The 23,119-nt window shown below is 64.0% G+C and carries 17 protein-coding genes; 6 read left to right on the forward strand and 11 right to left on the reverse strand.

Translation table 11 applies throughout. The features are described from left to right. Window positions 1-50: 50 nt before the first annotated feature. A complete protein-coding gene (locus tag VT84_RS04415; RefSeq protein WP_082838657.1) occupies window positions 51-1,892 on the reverse strand; it encodes a serine/threonine-protein kinase in 1,842 nt (613 codons plus the stop codon). Window positions 1,893-2,095: 203 nt separating this feature from the next. Here VT84_RS04415 and VT84_RS04420 point away from each other — a divergent pair, with 203 nt between their 5' ends. Further along, on the forward strand, window positions 2,096-2,812 hold the full coding sequence (locus VT84_RS04420) for a hypothetical protein (RefSeq protein WP_052553075.1): 717 nt from the start codon (window positions 2,096-2,098) through the stop codon (window positions 2,810-2,812). A 22-nt stretch (window positions 2,813-2,834) separates the two neighbouring features. Here the strand turns inward: VT84_RS04420 and VT84_RS04425 are convergent, their stop codons facing one another. The 3 genes from VT84_RS04425 to VT84_RS04435 form a co-directional block, all read right to left on the reverse strand. Then, window positions 2,835-3,434, reverse strand: a complete 600-nt coding sequence (locus VT84_RS04425) for a hypothetical protein (RefSeq protein WP_082838658.1) — start codon at window positions 3,432-3,434, stop codon at window positions 2,835-2,837. A gap of 134 nt (window positions 3,435-3,568) precedes the next feature. Next, window positions 3,569-4,969: a hypothetical protein gene (locus tag VT84_RS04430; protein WP_157469185.1), complete on the reverse strand. Its 1,401-nt coding sequence runs from the start codon at window positions 4,967-4,969 to the stop codon at window positions 3,569-3,571. 685 nt (window positions 4,970-5,654) lie between these two features. After that, a complete protein-coding gene (locus VT84_RS04435; protein WP_082838660.1) occupies window positions 5,655-6,512 on the reverse strand; it encodes a serine/threonine protein kinase in 858 nt (285 codons plus the stop codon). Window positions 6,513-6,670: 158 nt separating this feature from the next. On the opposite strand from VT84_RS04435, the gene pruA reads away from it, so the two are divergent. Continuing rightward, window positions 6,671-9,718 (forward strand): L-glutamate gamma-semialdehyde dehydrogenase, encoded by a 3,048-nt coding sequence (gene pruA, locus VT84_RS04440; protein WP_082838661.1) that lies wholly within the window; start codon window positions 6,671-6,673, stop codon window positions 9,716-9,718. Between the two features lie 3 nt (window positions 9,719-9,721). On the opposite strand, the gene VT84_RS04445 is transcribed toward pruA, so the two are convergent. Beyond that, window positions 9,722-10,702: a TIGR02996 domain-containing protein gene (locus VT84_RS04445; RefSeq protein ID WP_162271587.1), complete on the reverse strand. Its 981-nt coding sequence runs from the start codon at window positions 10,700-10,702 to the stop codon at window positions 9,722-9,724. Then, window positions 10,699-11,391 carry a TIGR02996 domain-containing protein gene (locus tag VT84_RS04450; RefSeq protein WP_082838663.1) on the reverse strand — a complete coding sequence of 231 codons (693 nt, stop codon included), beginning with the start codon at window positions 11,389-11,391 and terminating at the stop codon, window positions 10,699-10,701. Before VT84_RS04450 ends, VT84_RS04445 begins: the two co-directional genes overlap by 4 nt. Window positions 11,392-11,541: 150 nt before the next feature. Between VT84_RS04450 and VT84_RS04455 the strand changes: the two genes are divergently transcribed. Further along, a complete protein-coding gene (locus VT84_RS04455) occupies window positions 11,542-12,417 on the forward strand; it encodes an OB-fold protein (RefSeq protein WP_082838664.1) in 876 nt (291 codons plus the stop codon). Between the two features lie 20 nt (window positions 12,418-12,437). Here VT84_RS04455 and VT84_RS04460 read toward each other — a convergent pair whose 3' ends face one another. Beyond that, window positions 12,438-12,776, reverse strand: a complete 339-nt coding sequence (locus tag VT84_RS04460) for an Mpo1-like protein (protein WP_162271588.1) — start codon at window positions 12,774-12,776, stop codon at window positions 12,438-12,440. A gap of 127 nt (window positions 12,777-12,903) precedes the next feature. Between VT84_RS04460 and rpe the strand changes: the two genes are divergently transcribed. Further along, window positions 12,904-13,572, forward strand: a complete 669-nt coding sequence (gene rpe / locus VT84_RS04465; RefSeq protein ID WP_052553052.1) for a ribulose-phosphate 3-epimerase — start codon at window positions 12,904-12,906, stop codon at window positions 13,570-13,572. 200 nt (window positions 13,573-13,772) lie between these two features. On the opposite strand, the gene VT84_RS04470 is transcribed toward rpe, so the two are convergent. Continuing rightward, window positions 13,773-14,990 (reverse strand): BBP7 family outer membrane beta-barrel protein, encoded by a 1,218-nt coding sequence (locus VT84_RS04470; protein WP_082838665.1) that lies wholly within the window; start codon window positions 14,988-14,990, stop codon window positions 13,773-13,775. A 245-nt stretch (window positions 14,991-15,235) separates the two neighbouring features. Here VT84_RS04470 and VT84_RS04475 point away from each other — a divergent pair, with 245 nt between their 5' ends. After that, window positions 15,236-16,198, forward strand: coding sequence for a DUF1571 domain-containing protein (locus tag VT84_RS04475; RefSeq protein ID WP_052553049.1), 963 nt, complete (start codon window positions 15,236-15,238; stop codon window positions 16,196-16,198). A 92-nt stretch (window positions 16,199-16,290) separates the two neighbouring features. On the opposite strand, the gene VT84_RS04480 is transcribed toward VT84_RS04475, so the two are convergent. From VT84_RS04480 to VT84_RS04490, 3 genes are all read right to left on the reverse strand, one after another. Further along, complete coding sequence (locus tag VT84_RS04480) at window positions 16,291-18,285, reverse strand: PAS domain-containing sensor histidine kinase (RefSeq protein WP_052553047.1); 1,995 nt, start codon at window positions 18,283-18,285, stop codon at window positions 16,291-16,293. 178 nt (window positions 18,286-18,463) lie between these two features. Then, on the reverse strand, window positions 18,464-19,546 hold the full coding sequence (locus tag VT84_RS04485; protein ID WP_162271589.1) for a potassium channel family protein: 1,083 nt from the start codon (window positions 19,544-19,546) through the stop codon (window positions 18,464-18,466). After that, window positions 19,543-21,213: a hypothetical protein gene (locus VT84_RS04490; protein WP_082838668.1), complete on the reverse strand. Its 1,671-nt coding sequence runs from the start codon at window positions 21,211-21,213 to the stop codon at window positions 19,543-19,545. Before VT84_RS04490 ends, VT84_RS04485 begins: the two co-directional genes overlap by 4 nt. A 168-nt stretch (window positions 21,214-21,381) precedes the next feature. Between VT84_RS04490 and VT84_RS04495 the strand changes: the two genes are divergently transcribed. Then, entirely contained in the window at window positions 21,382-23,097 is a 1,716-nt protein-coding gene (locus VT84_RS04495) for a DUF1549 domain-containing protein (RefSeq protein WP_082838669.1), read from the forward strand. Window positions 23,098-23,119 lie beyond the last annotated feature (22 nt).

The following is a 23,119-nucleotide window of genomic DNA, read 5'->3' on the forward strand; positions in this document are numbered from 1 at the left end:
GCGATGTTAGCCCCGCTGCCCTCGTGGGCGGGGTTCGCCTGACTCACCCATCACCGTGCTTCGGCGTCCTTCTGCCACACCGCGGCGAGCAGGTGCAATCGGCGAACGATGCGTTCCGCCAGACCGACGCCCGCGACGCCCGCACCGATCAGGCCCGCGACCAGCACCCGGAAGCCCAGCGTAAGCGCGGTATCCGCGAGGGTCAGTAGCAACACTGCACCCACGAGCGGAACGCCGCTCGCCAGCGTTACCATCGCGCCGAAGGGGGCCGTCAGTGGGTAGACCTCGTTCCAGCCCTTTGTCGGGGTGTACGTGTCCGCGTTCCCCAATTGCGGGTACAGCGCGCGGAGCACCACGTAGGCGATGCTCAGGTAGCTGAACACGACCCCGATGAGTCCCCCCAGCGAGAACGAGATGAAGTAGTGCGCGTACAACTGCCACTGAATCGGGCCGGCGCACGTGTCGATAACGATCGGGAAGATCAGCGCGCCGGGGAACCAGCCGATCGCGCCGAGGGCCGCCGCGCGCCAACACAGTTGACACACCTGTCCGCGGAATGCGTCAAGCTCCGGGCCGGACATGGTCGCCACTTTCGGGAGCTGGCGCTTCACTTGCCGGAACAGGTAGAGCGCGGTGCCGCCGAAAACGGGATACGCGATCAGGTTGTACACGATCACGAGCCACGCGAACACGGTTCCTTGCTCGGTGGTCAGGCGCACCTCGACCGTGTTGTAGCTGATCTGCACCAGGGACGCGATCACGTGCGGGAGGATACCCGCCACGGCCAGCGCGTAGAGCGGGAACGCGGTTGCCCACCGGCCGATCGGGGACGACACGGGAAGGGTGCGCCGTGCGGTCAGTAACTGCCTCGCGCTGGCCAGTGCGGTCGCGAGTTCCGTCGCGGTCTGGTACCGGTGGGTCGGCTCGGGATCGATCGCCCGGCAAATCACCGCGGCCAGTTCGCGCGGCACGTGGATCATCGCGTCGGGGACCGTTCGCACTTCGGGCAAGGTGGCACGGGCGGGCACGGTTCCCTGAGCGACCGTTTCTTTCGTTTCGGAGACGTTGTGTTGGAGCGTGGGGCGGGTGCCGGTCGCGAGTTCGTACAGCACCACGCCGAGCGAATAGACGTCGCACCGCTCGTCGGCCTTCCCGCCGGGCAGGTTGAGCATCACCGCGCGGTACTCGGGGGCCATGTACGCGAGCGTCCCGCCGTACCGCGTGTCTTCGGGGTTGTGCCGCGTGCGGTCGAACGCCACGTTGAAGTCGGCGAGCATCGGCCGGCCGTAGGGCGTGAGCAGGATGTTACCGGGCTTGATGTCGCAGTGCAGGATGCCGTTCGCGTGCGCGAACGCGAGCGCTTCGGCCATGCGGCCGCCGAGCCGACACACCGCTTGCGGGAAGTCGTCGGCTTCGAGCGCCTCGCGGTCCCGGAGCGCGGCCGGGTCGAACCCCGGGTCGCCGCGGCGCAACTGGTCGAGTGCATCGAGCAGCGCCCGACCCGATTCCGGAACGCGCCCGCCCTCGAAGACGCGGCGGATGATGACCCCGAGGTCCGCGCCGGGCACGTACTGGAGGCACAACCCGCTCAGCCCGCTCGGTGGGTCGAGGAACGCGGAGTAGACCTTCACGATGTGGTCGTGTTCCAGCCCCGCGAGCACCTGGCCCTCGTTGTGCCCCGTCGGTTCGCCGTCCATGACCTTGAGTGCGACGTGGCGCTCGAGTGACACTTGGCGCGCGAGAAACACCTGCCCGAAAGACCCCTGACCGAGTTTGGAGATGACCTCGAAATCGCCGAAGCGCTTCGGGACCGCGTCCGCGTAGGTCCACGCGGGCGGCCCGGTCGCGGCTTTCGTTCCCTCTTGGTGCGGCCGTTCGGGGAGCGTACTCATCGATTCCCTTGTACGGACGGTTCCGAAAGATTCCGGTCACCGCTCACCAGTAGTGTATCCCACCGCCGCCGTACCGTGGGGCCGGTCGACTGTCGGAATCTGTGTGCACCGCTCTTATCTACGATGAAATTTCGCTCGCGAGGCGGCAGTAAGGAATAAACCCAGGGCACTTGTTGATTGTCCCCACTAAATCGGAGCACGACATGAGCCTCGAAGATGCGTGGAAGGGGTTGAGCGGCGTACTCAAGAAGCAGCGCCAGGGCACCTGTGGGGTGTACTCGCTCTGGTACGCCACGGAGCTACTGGCCAAACTGGGCGGCAAAAAGCCCATCGTTTACCCGCGCCGGGGCGAGATGCCCAAAAAAGCAACCGGGGAATCGGCCCGCCACTTCGCCAAGCAGAGCGCGAGTTCCGGGCAGGGCGAGGTACTCAGCGAGGCCGAGATGACCCTCATCGTCAAACACTTCGGGTACACGCCCACGTGTTACGCCAGGCAGAGCACCGACAAGCGCAAAGAGTTCATCACCGAGCACCTGAAGGCCGATCGCCCGATCCTGGTCGCGTACCTGATGCAGAACAGTCCGGTCACGTCCACTTCGGCTACCGGAACGGCACAGGACGACTACGGCGCGCACTGGTCCCTCATCATTAACGAGGACGCGACCGAGTACCGGTACCTGGAACCGAACAACCCCAACAAGATCACGACGTGCAACAAGGACATCATGCTCGCGTCGAACGCGGACGTGGACGGCGTCATCTACGACCGGTTTTGGATGAAGCCGTCGAAGAACAAGCTCCAGCGCATCGGCGACGTTTCCTGGGTGAGCGCCCGGTTCACGGCCGGGTTCAGCACCTTATACGACCTCGGGTCGAGAGACCGGCAATCACTCAACTACGTTTTGATCGCGGTGAGCTGAACCCTCGCGCTCGGCTCTGGAATCACTTCTTGAGTGCGGCGCGCAGGCGCGGAACCCACTGGCCTGCGACGGTCTCCTCGATGAACTGCGCGGCGTTGCGCTCGGTCGAGGTCTTGTACTTGTAGGACTTGTCGTCGTCCTCGTAAGCATCCGGCACACGCCCGCCCGGGCGCCGCATGATGATAATGGCCGAGCACCAGTTCTCGCCGCGCGCGGCTTGGTAGCTGACGTGGACCCGGTCCCCGATCCGGAGGTCGGCGATGGCGTGCTCGCCGCGGTTGCGCCTTCCGACCCAGACCCGGTTGGGGGGCAACCGAACCCCGTGAATCGTAAGCAACTTGTCGGTGAACATGAACGTCTTGGGTAACTGGTTGTTGTCCTGCTCGTAGTACCGCTCCTCGCGCACGCCCTCCGGTGTGCGCCAGGTGACATCTTCGCGCAGATACCCTTCGGGCTTGACGGTGATCCTCTCGGTGCTGAGGGCCTCAACCCGACCAAGGAACTGTGTCGACTCGTATCCAGGGTCGACGGGTTTGCGTGCCGGTTTGAGCGGTGCGGGTGGGACTGGCCCCGCGAGAGTAGCTCCAGCGACCAAACAGAGGACGAGTAGGATGTATCGCAAGGAATTGTTTCCTGAACAGAACGGTAGCCTTCGGTAAACGTTGACGAAGGCTACCGGAAATTATTGAGCCACGATTTCAAGCCACCGACACTGCTGGAGCGGTGCAATCCCGTTAACTATGATCCAGAGCACGACTATTTCTTCACCTGAAAGAGAGTGCCGGGCACATTTTTAAATACAGTGAAACCACTATCTTGGGGATCCGGGTCGGGACTGAGGGCGGCGAGAGTGCCCCATTTGATACTGTTCCAGGTTCCTGTCAGTTGGCCCGCAGGAGCTTGATAGGTCACAGCTTTGATCGATGGGGTATTGGCCTTAACGGGATTCGCGGTGATCGTGAGTTTGCCCGTGATCATCCACAGGTCCGCATTGCTCTCACTGCCCAGGTTACCCATAGCCCCACCCCGCGCATCCACGCCCGGCACCCACACACCACCCGACCAGTTTACGTCACCGTCCACTTTGAACGTGTACCAGACGGGGACGCCAGTGACTGTCCCTACGGTCGTTGTTAATCGGTCAACGAGCCCGGTCCCGAGGGCACCGGCGGTCATCGTGTAAGTACCCTTAACCGTCGCGACCTGATTCGTGATGCCGACGAAATTTTTGTTAGGCATCACGAACACGAGGCCGCCGTTGATCGCTACGCCCTTGCCCGTGGTCGCGTCCAGGGTGCAACTGCCGAAGATCAGCAGCTTAGTATTGGTGTTCCCGGTTTGGGTGTACTCGTAATTGTTCGCGTTGCTCGGGGTCAGTTTGAGGATGATGTTCTTCGTGCCCGTCTTCGGCATCCCGACGCCGAAAAGCCCACCATTGTTGACGACGCGAATTTCGTCCGTCCGCGTCCCTTCGCCGTAGTACGCCCACTGCGCACCGGTGTTGAGCGTTAGCACTTTCTTATCTGAGGACAGTCCCTTAATCGCGGCCGGGTTATTAACATTCGTAACCTCGTTCTGAACGTCGGCGTTGGCGTACACGTTGAGGGCGTATTCGTCCGTGCCAGCGAGGGTGAGGTTCCCAGAGCCGCTGATGGTGGTCGTCTTCACGGTCCCGTCGGAACTGGCGAAGTTGAGGGTGCTCCCGGTGGTGAGCCCACCGCTCGGGGTCGTGATCGTCCCGCCGCCGAAGATGTTGACGCTCGCGCTATTCAGCGCGCTGTTCAGGACACCGCCGGTCCAGGTAAACAGCCCGTAGATGTCGATGGGCGTGCTGTAGGGGCCTGGTTGAGCGATCGCACCGCCGGCGAGGGTGAAGGTGTTGGTTGCGAGTACGCTGTCCTGAGCGACGGAGACGGTTCCGTTGAAATCGGCTGCCAATGTAATCGAGTTAAAACCGTAAGCCGTGTCTATCGAGGAGAGGTTATTACAGTTGTGGGCGCCGGGGGACATGGCCCCGAAATACACGTCGTCGCCGTCACCCGGGGTCCCGTAGATGGACCAGTTGTCCGGGTTCGTCGCGTCCGTGTTCACCGCGCCGGTCCAGGTGAACGCGGCCGGCACCTCGCGGGCCTCGAGCCCCTCGAGCCCGAGGCGCACCCTGCGCGGCGCCCCGTGTCGCCGGGCCGGTTCCCCGGCGGTGAGACGTTGATACAATTTGGATGCGATCGATCGAATCATTGCGTTCATAGTTCGTTACTGGCTCTCGTGTGATATGTCGCAATGGATCAGGCGGCGATACGATAGTCCGGTTGCAGCGCGGTGTCAATGTGGGCGAATTCGTCTTCTTGATTTGTTCTTGAGATTTTCATGACGATTTTTCGCGTAAAATATTTTCTGGACACGCACAGAGATGATGGTCAGTAAATTGCATCGATTCGATGTGAAGACGTGGGGCAGTTACCGAGATTCAGAAGAGTCGGCCCGATGGCTGCGCGTCACCAAGCGGAGCGCGGATTTTGCCTTTATTTTCTCCCGCGGGATGTGTATAGTGTAAATATGTTTTTAGGCGCCAGTTTCGGGGCAGGATGGGTACTGAGAGCCCGAATCGCTGGGCTAACAATAATTACAGCGCGCCAAGTCGTAAAATGCTTTGCAGTGCGATTTTGCGTCGAAATGAGTGGCGGGCGGCCGGTCCGGGAATGTTAGCAAATGTTAGCTGCGCGTGTCCGTGACCTGGATGTGTGCGGGCTTGCACGCACAAACGCTGACGAGTGAGCGAAAACACTTCCAACCACTCGTCAGCGATACCGGTCCTGTTTTTCCTTTTCTCTTTTGCCTTGTTTCAGTCTTCCAACTCCGCCGGGTCGTCGAGTTTGGCCGCGGCCTGGTCCGCGAGCTGGTCGAGCGTGCCCTGGATGTGGCTCATGCGCTCCGGGCGCTTGGTCGCGTTCGGCTGGAGGCACTCGTGGATCAGGTCCGCGAGGTCTTCGGGCACCATCGGGTTCGCGGTCCGGACCGGTTTGAGTTGCTCCTTGAAGATCTTCTTGTTCATCGGCAGCGCGTTCTCACCGGTCATCCAGCACGGCGGGAGCTGGAGCGTGACGAGCCGGTACATCGTGACGCCGAAGTTGTAGATGTCGGTGCGCTCGTTCACGATCTTGTGCTCCACCGTTTCGGGCGCCATGTACTCCGGCGTGCCCTGCACGCGGTCCTTGCCCTCGCCCTTGATCCACGCCAGACCGTAGTCGAGCACCTTCACCCGCGTCCCGCGCTCGTGGATCAGATTGTTCGGCTTCATGTCGGCGTGGTAGACGCCCTGTTTGTGCATGTGGGTGAGGCCGTCCGCGATGCGCTCGAGCATCCGGAGCAACTTTGCCATTCTTTGGAGCGGGAGCTTGTCCATTGTCTGGCCGGGTACGTATTCCAACAGTAGCTTTGCTTTTTTCGGCCCGGAGAACCACCCGGCTTCCGTTTCGAGCGCGTGGACCTTCACCAGATTGGGGTGATTGAGCATCTGCCCGACGCGGAACTCGTGCTTCGCTTGTTCCAGGTACTTCAGATCGTCCTTCCCCTCAATGGGGACGAGCTTCAGGGCGTACTCTCTTTCGTCCTCGGCGCGCCGGACGTGTAAAATGCTACTGTTCGCACCGGTACCCAGCGTACCCAGTACCGTGAACTTGCCGATTTTGTCGATCACCATCGGGCACCGCTCGTCAGGTGTAATGCTCGGGTGAATGGTACACGGTCCGGCGCCGAATGAAAGCACTCCTCCCCACCTATCTCCCTTTGGGGCAGGAACTTTGATTCTCCCTCCTCTGTTTTGAGGCGGGACACGATCCGATTCATAACGACCTTCACATGGCTAACGACCTCGACGAACGTACCAAACAATACGGCCGCGAAATCTTCGCCCGGCTCGACCGTCAGGGGCCGGTGCTGTTCACTCGCGCCTGGCTCGAAGACAAACTCATGGGCCTGGGGATGCACGACCCCGCCCTCAAGGTGCAACTGTTCCGCTTCGTGGACACGCTGCCGTACCTGAAGCAGCCCGCTGAAGTGTCGCGGCACCTGCGCGAGTACCTGAACGAAGCGAAGGACGAACTGCCCTGGTGGGTGCGGTGGGGCACGCGGCTCATCCCGAACCGCGGCGTGTTGGGGCAGGGGCTGGCGTTCGCGTCGCAGCGCGGCGCGGAGCAGATGGCCCGGAAGTTCATCGCCGGGTCGAACGTGGGGGAGGCCGTCGAAGCCGTTCGCGCGATGCGCGATCGCCGGCTCGCGTTCACCATCGACCTGCTCGGTGAGGCGACCATCACCGAGGTCGAAGCGGACCACGTCCAGAAGCAGTATTTGGACCTGCTCACGGGCTTAACGCGCGAAGTGAATGCGTGGCCCGAGGAGCCGACGATCGACCGCGACGACCGCGGACCGATCCCGCGCGTGAACGTGTCGGTGAAGCTGTCCGCACTGTTCAGTCAGTTCGACCCGATCGACCCGGAGGGGACGTCGCGTGCCGTGTGTCGGCGCCTGCGGCCGATCCTGAGCCTCGCGAAGCAGACCGGCGCGTTCGTCAACTTCGACATGGAGCAGCACAGTTTCAAGGACGTCACGCTGAAGATCTTCCGCGACATCCTCACGGAGCCGGAGTTCCGCGACTGGCCGAGCGTCGGGATCGCGATTCAGGCGTACCTGAAGGACACCGAGGCCGATCTCCACGCGCTGCTCGACTGGGCGAAGAACGTTCGCAAAACGCCCGTGTGGATTCGCCTGGTGAAGGGCGCGTACTGGGACTACGAAACCGTGATCGCGGCGCAGAATCACTGGCCGGTCCCGGTGTTCACGAAGAAGTGGGAATCGGACGCCAACTTCGAGAAGCTCACCGAGTTCCTGCTCGCGAACGTGGACTGGCTGATCCCCGCGTTCGGGTCGCACAACATTCGGAGCATCTCGCACGCGATGGCGGTGGCCGAGAAGCTCGGCGTGCCGCCGCGCCGGTACGAGTTCCAGATGCTCTACGGCATGGCCGACGCGATCAAGGAATCGATCCAGTCGCTCGGCCAGCGGGTCCGCATTTACACGCCCTACGGTCAATTGCTCCCCGGTATGGCGTACCTCGTCCGCCGGCTGCTCGAGAACTCGTCGAACGATTCGTTTTTGCGCCAGGGCTTCTCCGAAGGTTTGTCGGAAGAAGTGCTGCTCACGAACCCGGCAGCCAACCGTCGTGTGCTGCCCGCCGAATCCCCCAACACTCCCACTACTTCCATGATCGCTACGCACTCGCCCGCACACACCGAGAGCCCCGCACCCGCACCCACGAGCGCGCCCGCCGCGTTCATCAACGAGCCGCTCACCGACTTCTCTGTGGAAGCGAATCGCGTGGCGATGAAGGCCGCGCTCGATCAGGTCCGCGCGGAATTCGGTCGCACGTACCCCATCGTGATCGACAACAAGCCGCTGCCGGTCACGAAGACGCTCGACCGCGAGAACCCGTCGCGCAAGTCGGAGCTGCTCGGCAAGGTCGCGATGGCCAACGTCGATCAGGCGAAACTCGCGGTGAAGTCGTGCCTCACGGCGTTCGACGCCTGGCGCGACACGAGTGTCGAAACGCGCGCCAAACTGCTCCGTGACGTGGCCGAGCAGTTCCGCAAGCGCCGATTCGAGCTGTCCGCGTGGATCGTGTTCGAGACGGGCAAGCCGTGGCGCGAGTCCGACGCGGACGTGGCGGAAGCCATCGATTTCTGCGAATACTACGCGGTCGAAATGCTGAAACTTGGCGCGACGCAGCACCGCGACGTGCCGGGCGAGGACAACCGGTACTTCTACGAGCCGCGCGGCGTGTCGGTGGTCATCGCGCCGTGGAACTTCCCGCTCGCGATTCTTGCGGGGATGGCGACCGCCGCGATCGTCAGTGGGAACACGGTCATTCTCAAGCCCGCGGAACAGTCCGGGATCATCGGCGCGAAGCTGATGGAGTGCCTGCAAGCCGCCGGCGTTCCTCCGGGCGTCGCGAACTTCCTGCCGGGGGACGGCGAAGAAATCGGGCCGACGCTCGTGCAGCACCCGGACGTGGCGCTGATCGCGTTCACCGGGTCACTGAAGGTCGCGCTGCTCATCAACGAGCAGGCCTCGAAGACGCCCGGCGGTCAGAACTTCGTGAAGAAGGTCATCGCCGAGATGGGCGGCAAGAACGCGGTCATCGTGGACTCGGACGCGGACCTCGACGAGGCGGTGAAGGGTGTGGTCGATTCGGCGTTTGGCTTCGGCGGGCAAAAGTGCTCGGCCGGGTCGCGTGCGATCGTGTTGGACGGTATCTACGACCAGTTCCTGAACCGGCTCGTGGAAGCGACGAAGTCGCTCGCGGTGAAAGCCGCAGACGATCCCGGGTGCTCGCTCGGCCCGGTCATTGACGCGGAGGCCCGGGACCGCATCCTCAAGTTCATCGAAGCGGGCAAGAAAGAGGCAAAACTCGCGCACCAGACCGACCTCGGCGCGCTGATGGAGCAGGGGCACTTCATCCCGCCGACGATCTTCGCGAACGTGCCGGAGAACGCCGGGATCGCGCAAGAAGAGATCTTCGGGCCGGTGCTGTCGGTGATCCGCGCGAAGGACTTGGACGACGCGCTTCGGATCGCGAACGGCACGCGGTACGCGCTCACGGGCGGGTGCTACAGCCGCAGCCCGAGCCACCTCGAAAAGGTGAAGCGGAAGTTCCGCGTGGGCAACCTGTACATCAACCGCAAGTGCACCGGCGCGTTGGTGGACCGCCAACCGTTCGGGGGCTTCAAACTGAGCGGGATCGGCTCGAAGGCCGGCGGACCGGACTACCTGCTCCAGTTCGTGCTCCCGCGCACGATCACCGAGAACCAGATGCGCCGCGGATTCGCCCCGGAAACGGGCACGGGGGAGTGAGGGCTACTCCTGCAGTCTTCCGTCAATCAGGGCTCCCGCGCCGAAACGGTTTTCGAGTATCCGTCGCGTTTCTGGTGTGCAACCTTTTAGTTCGACACCGCTCTCGGTGTCGTAGAAGTTTTGTCGCAGATCGAGCGTCGTCAATCGCGGAAGATTTTTGGAGGCCGCGAGCGCTCGTAATCCTCGATCGCCGATTCGGTTTGCAGATAAATCCAGGTGCGTTAACGAGCTAAATCGCTCGCAACGTGCCAGCACTTCAGCTCCGGAGTCGTCGATATCGGTGCATCGAAGCCTGAGTGATTCGAGTTGCCCGATCAAATTTCCTTCCGTCAAAATCGCTAGCCAAATGCAGTTGTAGGAGAGGTCGAGATGGCGCAGTGCGGGCAGCGCTGTTGATCGGCTCAGCAGTTCGGTTCCTTCCCCGGTGAGGTACCCGTTATCGTTATCAGCTATCAACTCCAAACGGGTCACGTTTAGGAGGGATTTTGAGCGAAGTAGCGTCCCCAGCGCTTTAGCTTCAAACCCGGCCCGGTAGATTCTGAGTTCCTTCAGTCGTAGTAATTCGGCGCATTCGGCTGAGGCCGCGTGGGGCCATGTGTGGAAAAAAGTGATCCTCTGAATTGGAGCGAGTTGGAAGATTTCGGTGGCGTGATCTGCAAACCGGCTTTCTTCGTCGCTGATAACGAGTGCCCGGATAAAGCCGCGGTGGAAAAAGATATCGTAAACGAGATTGCGGAAGGAATCGGTGACTTTGAACTTCCCTAATGGTTGCTCCCACACTTCTTGGTGTGCGGTAAGCAGTTCTTGCTCCCGCTCTTTCAGCTTTGTACTCGCGTCTCCGCGTGCCAGCGCAATCTGCACGCGGATGAACTCGGCCCGCACCTCGTCGCCGTGCTCCTGGAGCCAGTCGGCGAATACGAGACGCGGGGTGTCATCGTCGGGGTTGTCGCAAACCGCGCGTAACAGGGCGTCGCGTTCGTTCATCTCCGCCTCGGGTGGATGATTTCCAGTGTGAGGATCAGGCGATCGCCGAGGATCGGGCGCAGTACCGGTTCCGCCTCCGCAAGACCGCGAGCGTCTCCGATCAAATGCACCGCACGCAGGCGGGATAATTGGGGGTAATCCAGGAACGCCGCGATCTGGGGTCTCGCACCCCATCCCCATTCCTGATTCAGAGTGTTGCAAATGACTTCGATTCGGTGGAAGTACCGGAAGCTCCGGAACGTTCCCCGAGAGCTGGGGATTTTCGACCGGCCGATATCGATTTCCCGAATCGGGGTCGTTGCGAAGATCCGGTCCTGGTCTTTGAGAAACAGTGCGATGCCCTCGTCGGTAATCCGCACCGATTCGATAAACCCGCGGCGAAATTCGCCCCACTGAAGACCCGGTGGAACGTACCGGTGCTGCGTCGAGTACATGACTGAGAGCGGCATTTGAGGCAGTTCGTACTTCCAGTCCGAGCCGTGTGTCCGGCGCAGGTGTTCGGCCCGTGCGCTTATTGCTCGAAACTCGGCGTCGGGTAAATCCGGAGTTCGCATCGCGCAACTCACGCGGATGAACTCGGCACGCGCCTCGTCGCCATTTTCCTGGAGCCAGTCAGCGAATACCAATCGCGGCGTATCGTCGTCGGGGTTGTCGCAGATCGCACGCAACAGAGCTTCGCGCTCGTTCATTAACACCTCTGCGGAGTGGGACTTCAGACAAAGTAACCGAATTCGGCGGCGAGAGTAAATCTTTCACCGGTCGGAGCGAATACGATTGAGTGCGGGCCGGTGAAGCGGCTACATTTTCAACAGACACACCACCCGACAACGGGTTCGATCATGGTAGACGACTACGACCGTGACCGCGAACGACGACGCGGGGAAGGTAGCGAGCGCGATCGGCACCTCGCCCGGCGCTTCGAGCGCGCCCGCCGGCGCTACGACGACGAGTACCGCACCCCGCGCAGGGGCGCGAGCACCCTCGGCATCATCGCGTTCGTGGGTGGGCTTCTCGCGCTGGTTGTCAGCCTCATTCCGTTCTTGGGTGCGGTTGCGATCTTCGCGGGCGGACTCGCACTGGTGCTCGCGATCGCGTCCGTTCTGATCGCCCGGAGCTCCAATCAGAAGATGGGCTTCCCCGTCGCGGCGACCGTGGTGAGCGGAAGCGCGGTCGCCCTCTCGTTGATGTGGATCGCGGTCATTGGGTCCATGATGGACAACAGAGCCGCAAGGCGGGCCGCTCCTCCACCGCTGCCCGTGCCGCCCCCCGCACAGGTCCGAGGGAACGCGAACCCGCCTCCCAAAGCACCGAACGACAAAAAACTTGAGGACGAGAAGTTCCAGAAGCAACTGCTCGAAGACCTCGCGAAAGACCGCATCAAGGAAGAGATTCGCAACGGCCCCGGGACTCCCGTTAGCGCCGGAACGCTGGAAACGGATTACCTCGCGAACGTGGTTTCGGCAGAACTGCGGTATAAGGACAAGGTGCTCGCGGTTACGGGTAAGGTGGTTCGCGTCATCCGCGAGGAGGGCAAGCCCTACGTCCTGGAACTGGAGACGGGCGAACCCACCAAAACGATCAACTGCGAGTTCGCCGAACAAAAGAAGTACCCGCTCGCCTCGGTCAAGCGCGGCCAGGAAGTGACGGTCCGCGGGCTGTGCGCCGGGCGCGTCTCGGATCTCGTGACGCTCAAGGATTGTGTCCTGGCGAAGTAACCCGTCAGAACGCCAACTCGCTACTTCTTCACCGCGGGCGCTTCAAGTGCCCGCGGTTTGTGTTGTGGGGCGATCGCTACCACCGGCAACCCGAGCAGGCGCTTCACCGGGATGAACTCGCCCACGTCGTTCCCCTCGATGCGGTGGCCGATCCACTGGAGCAGATAGCCCCCTACAATCGCCCCCACTCCCCAGTACCACTCCGCCACAAACAGCAGCGGAATGCCCGCGAACGCGAGCGGGATGCCGAGCATGTGAATCCAGTAATTCGCGGGGGTCTGGTGCCGGTCCAGCCAGTTGCGCCGGGCGCGGCCCGCCAGCGCCAGTATGTTGCGCGCGATCGGAAAACGGTAACTCATGCGATCAGTTTCAAATTCCCGGTTGCAAGTTTCAAGTTGTTCCGCGCCGCGACTTGGCGAACCCGGCCGGAACCGACAGACTGATTGAAACGCGGACCCCTGGAACCCGGAACCGGAACTCCTCCCAATGATCGCACCTTCCATTCTCGCCGCCGACTTCTCCAAACTCGGCGAACTCGTGCGCGAAGTCACAAAGGCCGGGGCCGACCGCATCCACGTCGACGTGATGGACGGCCACTTCGTCCCCAACCTGAGCATGGGCTCGGTCGTCGTGAAGGGGCTGCGCCCGGTCACCACGATCCCGCTCGAAGTTCACCTGATGGTCGAAGACCCGGGCCGGTTCCTCGACGGGTTCGTCAAAGAGGGCGCGGACACGCTCATCGTACACCTGGAAGTGCTCGCGGACCCGCGCCCCATGCTCGAACACATCAAGAAGGCGCTCGGGAAGAAGGTCGGGTTAGCGTTCAACCCGGACATGCCCATCGAGCGCATCGAGCCGTACCTGCGCGACATCGACCTCGCGCTCTGCATGACCGTGTTTCCCGGCTTCGGCGGCCAGGCTTTCATTCCCGACAGCCTCGAACGGCTGAAGAAGCTCCGCGCGCTGGTGAACGAGCACAACCCGGCGTGCGAGATCGAAGTGGACGGCGGGATCGATGCGCGGACGATCGGGAGCGCCGCCGGCGCCGGTGCGAACGTGTTCGTTGCGGGGACCGCGGTGTTCGGCGCGCCGGCCGGACCCGCCGCGGCCGTGAAGAACCTCTCGCTACTCGCGAGCGAGCAGATGTCATGGTGAGCGGTGGAGATCAAAACAAATTCAAGAAGAGCCGCGGATAAACGCAGATCGCGCGGATCAAGACAAAAGCAGAAGAGCATTTGACAGGATTAACAGGATCAACCGGATTCGGAGTCCCAATCCTGTTAATCTTGTTGATCCTGTCCAAAATTCTGTTTTAGTTTTGATCTGCGTGATCCGCGATTCTGCATTTTTCTGGATCAGTGGCGCCACTCGAAGCCGAAGTTGACCGACTGCGTCCAGAAGTCATTGAGTACAAGTCCGCTGTTGGCGGGGGTGAGGGCGTCGCCCAAGCGCCCCGCGCGACTGAGGTACTGGAACGTGTAGCCCGCGAAGACCCGCGTGCGTGCGCTCACTTGGCGGCCGATCGACAGGTTCAGGACCGGCATCGCCGCGAACTCATTCTTCTCGGCCGTAGTGAGTGCTCTCAGTGCCGTGAACTGCGACCCCACACGCCCCTCCGCACCCGCGAAGAGCCCGGTCGCGGTCACCTCGGGCGTCACCACCCCGAACGCGACCTTCGCGGCCCCGGAAGCGTACCAGCCGTTTTTGCGGACCTCGCCCGCTAAGCCGACCTGCGCGCCGTGGAACGGGTTCGCTACTGCCGCGCGGTTGCGCTTGTAGTCGCTGTTATCGTCCGGCACTTCGCCGAGGTACAACTCGTCCCGCAGGTACGCGAAGCGGTACCCCACGAGTGCGTCGAGCCGGGCGTTATCGGTGCAGAGCAGCTTGCGCCGGTAGTTCACGTCCACCGTGGTGAAGAACGTCGAAAGCGTGGACGGGAATGTGCCCAGGATTCGGTCCCCGAACGGTTCCGGGAACGCGATCACTTGTGGGGTTCCGCGCCACGGTCCCTCTGGGAACAGTACCAGCATTCCGGGCGTGACGCCGCCGAACGTGTTGTCGGCGCTACGGATGAAGAAGCTCGCTTCCGCGCCGTTGGTGTGCGACTCGTCGAACCAGTGACCGAGAACCAACCCCAATGCCGCCTCGAATTGTCCGGCCGAGCGCCCGGCCACCGGGATCACCGGGCCAGGGGCCGTGTTGCCAAGCCCGTCCGAGAGGCGCAACCGAACGCTCGCCGGCGGGCGGACCGACGGCACCCAGGAGAGTTCAAACGACGGCGTGACCCACCACCGCCCGCCCGGTCCGCACTCTTCGGGTCGGCGCGGGCGCTCGGGTGCTTTTTCTGGCAGGTACAGGTAACCCTGGTCGTAATCGATCCCGGGCGCGGTCCCCGGGCGGGGTACTTCCGCTAACGGGGCATCGGGCGGCGGGGGCGGGAGCAGCGGCGGGAGTTCGGTCGGGCCGTTAGAAGCGGGAGGGACCGGAGGTGGAAGTGGCGGTTGAGGTTGCGCGCTCGCCGAATCGAGACCGAATAGCACGATACTGAACGCGATCAACCAGCGGCTTCGCATCTCGCCCCCTCGTCCCCGCGCACTGCCCCACAAACACGCGCCAAATAGTCATGGTGCCGCACAAGTTCAACTGGAGTTTCTCCGCGTCCCGGTCGAACAGAGGAAATACGCAGTTCGCCGTCACTTCCGTAACCGGGGCACTTCAGATGGCTTACGCTCTCCGGCGCGCGGTCCGCGCGTTGTTCCCGTTCTTCGGCCCACGTAAACTGTCGGGGGACGCGCCAGTTGCCGCAGGAGGAAGGAAGATGTCCCGCCGACTCATCGTCGTGATCGCCCTGCTCGCGTTCCTGATCGGTGCGGGGTTCGTGGGCTACGATCGGTACTTCAGCGCCCCCCCGCCGGCGGTCGCGCCGGTCCACGTCGGTGAAGGCGAACTCCCAACTCAGCCGGAGTTCGACGAACTCGCCAAAGCGGACCCGGTGAAGATGCTCTCCGCCTGCCTCACGCGCTACGAGCGCGAGGTACAGGGCCTGCACTGTACCCTGGAGAAGCAAGAGCGCGTGCAGGGGAAGCCCAAGCACCCGGAAGTGCCCGATGCGGAGGTCATCGACCTGTGGGTGCGTGGCGACGTCCCCGGCGCCCAAACCAAGCTGACCGCGATCGAGGTCGTGATGAAGTGGCGCGCCGGTGCCCGCCGCTCTTTTGGCGGGGTCGAGGTCCGGGGCACGTTCTTCAGTGAAAAACCGGTCCCAGAAGGGTCCGACAAGAAAATCGTGACCTGGCGCCCGGACGCCCGCGCGTTCAAGCTCGGGCCTTCCATCGACCCGGGCAGTAGCGTGGCCCAGGCACAATCACGGTACTGCATCCGCGACGCGGGGCTTTACCGCAGCATGCTCCGCACGCACGAAGCTTGGAAGGGGCGCCAGACGGCCGGCGAGTTCAAGTACGAGTACCTCGGTACGAAGGCGGTCGAGAAGGCCGACGGGCGCGAGTGCCACGTGATCCGGCGCATCTGCCCGCGCACCGAACTGGATGCGTTCGAGTTGGGCGGGACCGCGTCCACCGACCCGAAAATTGTTGCGGCCGAGGGGTTCACCGAGGTCGTGATTTACATCGACCGCGAGCGGTGGCTCCAGGTTGGGACCGAGCAATACCGCACCGAACCCGACGGTACGCGGGTCACGCTCGGCACCTACTTCTTCCGCGACGTGGTTCTCAATCCGACCTTTGCGAGTGACACGTTCACAACCGACGGGTTGAAGAAGTGAGGTAACGTGCGACGAGCCCACCCGCTCGTTGACACTCGCGGTTCGCCAAAGACCAAGGCGAACCGCGAGTGTCAACGAGCGGGTGGAGCTTTTCACCCCTTCTCTTCCGTCAGGCGCCGCACGATGTTCATCAGGTCTTCGGGGTGGAACGGCTTCTGAAGGAACTCGGTGTGGGCGCCGAAATCGGCCGTGACGATGCGCTTGTCCGTGAACCCGCTCACGAGGATCGCGGGCAATTGGGGCGCGAATAGCCGGAGCGTCTTGAGCACCTGATCGCCGGTGACCCCCGGCATCATCACGTCAATGACGGCCACCTTGATCGCGTCGCGGTTGCGGTGGAACTGCTCGACCCCGGACGCGCCGTCCGCGGCCAAAATTGCGGTGAAGCCCAGCTCTTCCAGCGTCGAGGCCGTGACTTCACGGACGAACATTTCGTCGTCAATCACTAAAGCCGCGTTCGTGGTGCGCGAGGAACTCGGGTTGGCAGCAGGAACGGACGCGACCTGCTCGACCGGTCCCGGCCAGTACATGGTCACGGTGGTGCCCACGCCCGGCGCGCTTTCGACGCGGATGCCCCCCTTGTGGGCGCGGACGATCCCGAGTACGGCCGCCAGGCCCAGCCCGCGCCCGGTGAACTTGGTCGAGTAGAACGGGTCGAACATCCGGCCGCGCACCTCGGCCGACACGCCGGGACCGGTGTCGCCGACCGCGAGGCACGCATACCGTCCCGGCGGCGGGGCGAGGTGGAACGTGCCGTCCGGCACCCCGGCCGGTACCTCGGCGGGGTAGGTGCGCACCACGATCTCGCCAGAGGCGCCCGCGAGCGCTTCGGCCGCGTTCGTGACGAGGTTCACCAGCACCTGCCGGACCTGGGCGGAGTCGGCGTGCGTCAGCGGGAGGTCGTGCGCGAGTTCGTACCGCACGTTGTGCGGCGCGGCCGGTCCCGCCAGGAGCGGCGCGGACTCGCGGACCAGGGGCGTGAGGTCGATGCGCGCGGCGCCCCCGAGGTTCCGCCCGGCGTATGCGAGCATCTGCCGGCACACCTCGGCCGCGCGCCGGCACGATTGCTCGATCTGGTCCAGGTACGCCGCGGCGGACGAGTTGGCGGGCAGCCCGCGCCGGGCCAGGTTCGCGCTCCCGAGCACGACGGTGAGGATGTTGTTGAAGTCGTGCGCCACGCCCCCCGCGAGCACCCCCAGGCTCTCCCACTTCGCCGCGTCGCGGAGCTGCCGGTTGAGCGCCTCGCGCTGCTCCTCTCCGCGCTTGAACTCCGTGATGTCGGAGGTCACGGCGATGATCCGGGCCGCTCTACCCGTGGTGTCGCGGAGCACTTGTCCGCGGGTCGAGAACCACCGCGGGAAGCCGTCCGCGGTCGGGGCGCGCCCGCGGAACTCGTACCGCATCGGCTCGCCGGTCTCGATCGCCCGCTGGCGCCCGGCCGTTACCAGGGACACGTCGTCCGGGTGGACCGCGTTGAGCGCGAGTTCGGGGTTCGAGTAGTCCGGCCCGCGGGGGGCGCCGTAGAAGTCGGAGATGTCGATCGTGGTTTCCCACGTGTTCGCGACGAGGTCCATGTCCCAGGCGAGCATCTTCGCCCCGTCGAGCGCCGCCCGGAGCCGGGCGCGACTGTGCTCCAACTCCTCGGCCGTGGCCCGGTACGGGGTCACGTCCAGTGCCAGGGACAGCGTGGAAACCAGGTGCCCCGCGTCGTCGAACATTACGGAGGTGTACCACTCGCACCAGACGAGCCCGCCCCCCTTCGTGTAGTTCGGCGTAACGACCACGCGCCGGGCCGCGCTACCCGCTTGCCGGTCGCTCGTGATTTGGCGGGCCAAATCGCGGTTGTCCTCGTGGACGAACTTCCATTCGAGCAGCCCCTTGCCGAGCACTTCGGCGGCGGCCCAGCCGAACACGCGCTCGGCCTGGGCGTTCCACCGGGAGACGCGGGTGTCCCGGTCCCACTCGATCACGATCAGCGGAGTGTTTTCGGCATGAGCGGTAAGTTTCTGGTGTGCGAGCCGGAGCTGGCGCGCGGCTCCTGCGCCGGCGTCGTCGGGGGGAACGGTGGGAGCGGGCGAATCGGGCATCGGCTGCTCTGGGCGTGAGAACGATCGCCAACAAGAACTTCCGCGGATTATAGGAGGTCGCCCCGAGGAAACCGCGCCTCGGGTCCATTCAAGCGTAATTACCTTCGTGCAAAAACTAACTCAAACCGCCGGCGCTTGGAAGGTCAAATTGTTGCCGGCGCTTTGGTTCGGCGGACCGTCACGGCCGGTCCGCGCCGGCCAGGGCTTCGAGCCGGTCCAGTTGCCGGCGCTGGCCCAGGGCGATCAGCACCGTTTCGGGTTCCAGGACCAGCTCCGGCTTCGGGTTGTAGAGCAACTCGCCCCCGGGCCGCATCACCCCGACCACCACGACGTCGAGGCTCTCCCGGATCTGTGCCTGGTGGAGCGCCCGCCCCGCCAGCGGGCTGCCGGGCGCCACGCGGATCTCCTCGATCTGTAAATCCAGGAGTTCGGGCCGGGCGGCCATTTCCATGAAGTGCAGGACGGTGGGGCGCAGGGCCGCTTGTACGGCCCGGTGCGCCCCCGCGAGGTACGGCGAGATCACCTTGTTCGCCCCGACCTTCCGGAGCTTCGATTCGGCGTCCTCTTCTTCGGCCCGTGCCACGATCAACAGTTTCGGGTTCAGGAGCCGGGCGCTGAGCGTGATGTAGAGATTGTCCGAATCCGAACCGACCACGCTGATGAGTGCCCGGGCGCGCTCCACCCCCGCTTTCCGGAGCAGCTCGTCCGCCGTCGCATCACCGACCAGCGAAAGCCCGTAGTGGTACGGGGCGTCTTTGAGCGCGTCGGGGGCCTTCTCGACGAACACGAACCGGCGCTTCTGGCGCTCCAGCTCCGCGCACACGATCCGCCCCATCCGGCCGTACCCGCACACGATGAGGTGCCCCGAGAGCGTCGCGAGTTGGTCGTCCACCCATTGCCTCCCGATCACCTGCCGCAGTTCGCCCGTGACGACCGAGCGGACCAGTTCGGACGCGAAGTACGCGAGCGTGAAAATGCCGCTGTACGCGAGCACCACTGTGAACACCCGGCCGTAGTTCGACAGCGGGTGCGTCTCACCGTACCCGATGGTGGTGAGCGTGATGGCCGTCATGTAGAAGCCGTCGAAGTACGTCCACGGGTCGCCCTCGATCCACCGGTACCCGACCGTACCCGTAGCGAGCAGGAGCCCCGGTGTGACGACCGCGAGCCACACCCGGCGCGGGACGTGGCTGTGGACCCACCGGTAGAGCTGGCGCCCCCGGTACCGCAGGTGCGCCGCGAATCGCCGCCACCGCGTCACGTGCCCGCCCCCAATTTTTGCGCCGCCTCCGCGCACCGGTCGAGCAGTGCCTGTTTCCGCTTGGGATACACGAAGCGGCCTTGAGTCTCGATCCATTCTTGGGTCTGTTCGATCAACCCCTTCAGCGCCGCGACCGCGTCCGGCTTCCGGCTCGGTGAACCCACAACTACCGGCGACGTGTGCGCGAAACCCGCGCTCCCCGCCGCACGCGCTGTGACCCACCCGGGGGCGCTGATAGTCGCTTCTGCGTGTTCACCCGACGCCACGACCTCGCCGTTTGCGACGATTTCCACTCGTTGCGTACCGAGGGGCGAGCGCGAAGTGGCGCTGACGCGCGAGCCTTTGACCGTGAGCGTGAGCAACGGACCCGCGGTGACGAACGTGCTCCCCGTGCGAACAGCGTCGAGCCAGGAAGAACCTAACCCCCCGCCCCCCTTCCCTAGAAAGGAAGGGGGAACCGGACCCAAAACAATAGATTCTCTATTGTCTTCTGTCCGAAGCCCCTCTCTGTTCAGGGGAGGGGTTGGGGAGGGGTTAAAGGCAGAACCTACCCCCCCGTCCCCCCTCCCTGAAGGGAAGGGGGAGCTGGCGCGCAATTCTGCTGTGCTTGAGGCTACGTTTGCTGACAGTTCTTTCTCGCCCTTCCCGGACAGGAGGGGGTTGCAGGGGGAACCCGGAGGGGGTTCCCCCTCACGAGAGGCGGGGGGGGACGGGGGGGGCTGTCTTGCCCGCGCGTAGGTCCGCATCGCGCCGAGCGGAACGGTGTTCGAGTCCTTTCCGCTCGCGCCAACGAGGGGAACCATCACCCCCGCGTCCCAGAGCCGGTACACCCACGGCATCAGAGGCGATTTTCGCGGCTTCGCACAGACCTCGATCGCGTCGATCTTCCCCAGAATCGCAGCGACGAGCGCTTCGCCTCCGGTGATCCCGCCGGCCGGCTCGAACGCATCGACCCACACCACCAACCCGCGCTTGCGGTGGCACTGGTCGCACCAGTCGCAGATGCCCCAGTCGTCCGAGTCTTCGCCGCCGAACGTGAGCGGGAACACCGGGCGGTGTGAGTTCAGGAGCGACACCTTCCCCAGCACCGGGTGCGTGTTGAAGGTGTTCACCACGACCGCGTGCCCGTCGCGCTCCAGAGCGGGGACTTGCCCGCTGAACGCGAGCAGATTCGGCGTGGTGCTGTACGTGTTGGCGTCCAGCGCGAGCACCGGGAGGGGCGTCGCGAGCACGTTCGCGGATGTTAGATCTTCGGCCTGTGCTTCCAGTAGTGCCGCGTGCGGAGAGAGGAAATGGCTCCGCGCGTCGAACGTTACCCAGCCTTCGGCGCGCGTATCGACCCAGCGCTCGATGGTGAACCGCAGCGAGATCTGACCCGGGCCGAGCGTCGTGGTCGCGTCGAGGGGCGTCCATTCCGGTCCCTTTGCGGCCTGCACGCGGAGCGGAACGCCGGCCGGGAGCGGTACTTCGCACGCACCGTCAATGTAGAACCAACGCTCGCGCCCGAGCTTCAGGTGCCCGCCCACGTCCTCGCTGCGCCCGCTGGCGAATTCCGCGGGTCGGCCCAATGGCGCGTAGGGCGTGCCGTCCGGTCCGGTGATGCGCACGCGGACGGGAACCGGGCGGTGTGTGGTCGCGTCGGTGATCCGAAGGTGAACGTTCAGCATGATGAGAAACGTGTTCCGACACAAAGAGACCGTGCTCAGAGCGATCCCGTTTCGGGCACTACGGGTTTGCGCTGGCGTTGTTACTGGCCGATGTTATACTTGCGTAAGACCTACCCGCCGAAAGATCCCGCCGCGCCCCGACATCCTACCCCACCAGGAGCACCCTTCATGCGGCTCCGTTTGCTGCTGCTCGCAGCCGTTTGTGTGCTCGTACCCGTAGCGACCAATGCGGCGGACCGTGCACCGGCACCGCGAACCGTTGAACCGTCTCCTATCCCCGCTCCGCGTGCCGTTGAACCGGTTCACGTTCCCGCTCCTCGCGCGCTCGTCGCGTCCGGATTGCTCCCCATTGAGCGAGTCATTGACCAGTTCGTGGACGCCGCGATCGCCGAAGCCGGTATCGCGACCGCGGAGCAGGCCGACGACGCGACCGTGGTTCGCCGGCTCACGCTCGACCTCGTGGGGCGCATCCCGACGACGGGCGAGGTGGAAGCCTACGTCAAGTCTACCGACCCGGACAAGCGCGCGAAACTGGTCGACCGACTGATCGCGTCGCCGGGGTTCGTCCGGCACCAGGCGGCCCTCTTCGACGTCATGCTGAACCCCGACGGCGAGCGCCGCGGCGGAGCACTTCGCGCGTACCTTGCTGATGCGCTGAAAGAGAACAAACCCTGGGACCGGATCTTCCGCGAGGTGATGCTGCCCGACGAGTCCGACCCCAAACTAAAGGGCGCTGCGGAGTTCTTGCGCGGCCGCCTCGCCGATGCCGACAAGCTCACGGCCGACGTGAGTGTCGCGTTCTTCGGGGTGAACGTGAGTTGCGCCCAGTGCCACAACCACCCGCACGTCGAAGATTGGACCCAGGATCACTTTTACGGGATGAAGGCGTTCCTCGCGCGGACCTTCGACAACGGCGGGTTTCTCGGTGAGCGCGGCTACGGCACCGTGAAGTACAAGCCGACCAAAGGCCCGGAACGCACTGCGAAAATGATGTTCCTCACGGGCGCGACCATCGAAGACGCGAACGCGAAAGAACCGAGCGCCGCAGATCAGAAGGCCGAGAAGGACGCGCTCGACAAAGCCCGGACCGCGAAGGCCCCGCCGCCGGCGCCGAAGTTCAGCGCGCGGGCCAAGCTCGTTGAAGTCGCCCTCAAAGGGGAGAACGCGGACTTTTTCGCCCGCTCGCTCAGTAACCGCCTGTGGCACCGGTTCCTCGGCACAGGGCTGGTGAGCCCGCTCGACCAGATGCACAGCGAGAACTCCCCGAGTCACCCGGAACTGCTCGCGTGGCTCGCCCGGGACACCGCCGTCAACGGCTACGACATCAAACGCTTGGTGCGCGGGATCGTGATGAGCCGGGCGTATTCGCGCAGCAGCCGCTTCGAGGCGTCCGAGGCCGCGCCGCCGAGCAAGATGTTCGCGGTCGCGCGCCTCAAACCGATGACGCCGCTGCAACTCGCCACGTCCTTGAAGATCGCGGCCACAGACCCCGCGACGTTCGACAAACTGAAGCCCGATGAATTCGAGAAGCGGATGGAACAGATCGAGTCCTCCGCACGCGGGCTTGCCGCGCAACTCGCACAGCCGACCGACAACTTCCAGATCGGCGTCAGCGAAGCGCTCCTCTTCAGCAACGGCGACCGGCTGATGAGGGAGTTCCTCACGGACGCGCCGGGTACTACGCTCGGGCGCGTGAAGCAGATGAAGGAACCGAAGGAAGCGGTCGAGTTCCTCGTGCGGACCACTTACGGGCGCCCCGCTACCGAATCCGAAACCACGGCGCTCGTTACCTACGTCGAGAAGCGCAAGGGGCGCGAACCCGAGGCGTACCGACAAGTGCTCTGGGCGCTCGTGACCGCGCCCGAGTTCCGATTCAGTTATTAGCCCCCGACCACGAGACATTCAC

The sequence above is a fragment of the Gemmata sp. SH-PL17 genome (assembly GCF_001610855.1).
Classification (GTDB): domain Bacteria; phylum Planctomycetota; class Planctomycetia; order Gemmatales; family Gemmataceae; genus Gemmata; species Gemmata massiliana.

Excerpts from the sequence above, each read along its gene's own strand:
- VT84_RS04470 (WP_082838665.1), bottom strand. The coding sequence starts at position 14,990 with ATGCGAAGCCGCTGGTTGATCGCGTTCAGTATCGTGCTATTCGGTCTC.
- pruA (WP_082838661.1), top strand. The coding sequence starts at position 6,671 with ATGGCTAACGACCTCGACGAACGTACCAAACAATACGGCCGCGAAATC.
- VT84_RS04420 (WP_052553075.1), top strand. The coding sequence starts at position 2,096 with ATGAGCCTCGAAGATGCGTGGAAGGGGTTGAGCGGCGTACTCAAGAAG.
- VT84_RS04455 (WP_082838664.1), top strand. The coding sequence starts at position 11,542 with ATGGTAGACGACTACGACCGTGACCGCGAACGACGACGCGGGGAAGGT.
- VT84_RS04445 (WP_162271587.1), bottom strand. The coding sequence starts at position 10,702 with ATGAACGAACGCGACGCCCTGTTACGCGCGGTTTGCGACAACCCCGAC.
- VT84_RS04475 (WP_052553049.1), top strand. The coding sequence starts at position 15,236 with ATGTCCCGCCGACTCATCGTCGTGATCGCCCTGCTCGCGTTCCTGATC.
- VT84_RS04460 (WP_162271588.1), bottom strand. The coding sequence starts at position 12,776 with ATGAGTTACCGTTTTCCGATCGCGCGCAACATACTGGCGCTGGCGGGC.
- VT84_RS04450 (WP_082838663.1), bottom strand. The coding sequence starts at position 11,391 with ATGAACGAGCGCGAAGCTCTGTTGCGTGCGATCTGCGACAACCCCGAC.
- VT84_RS04490 (WP_082838668.1), bottom strand. The coding sequence starts at position 21,213 with ATGCTGAACGTTCACCTTCGGATCACCGACGCGACCACACACCGCCCG.
- VT84_RS04495 (WP_082838669.1), top strand. The coding sequence starts at position 21,382 with ATGCGGCTCCGTTTGCTGCTGCTCGCAGCCGTTTGTGTGCTCGTACCC.
- VT84_RS04480 (WP_052553047.1), bottom strand. The coding sequence starts at position 18,285 with ATGCCCGATTCGCCCGCTCCCACCGTTCCCCCCGACGACGCCGGCGCA.
- VT84_RS04435 (WP_082838660.1), bottom strand. The coding sequence starts at position 6,512 with ATGGTGATCGACAAAATCGGCAAGTTCACGGTACTGGGTACGCTGGGT.
- VT84_RS04415 (WP_082838657.1), bottom strand. The coding sequence starts at position 1,892 with ATGAGTACGCTCCCCGAACGGCCGCACCAAGAGGGAACGAAAGCCGCG.
- rpe (WP_052553052.1), top strand. The coding sequence starts at position 12,904 with ATGATCGCACCTTCCATTCTCGCCGCCGACTTCTCCAAACTCGGCGAA.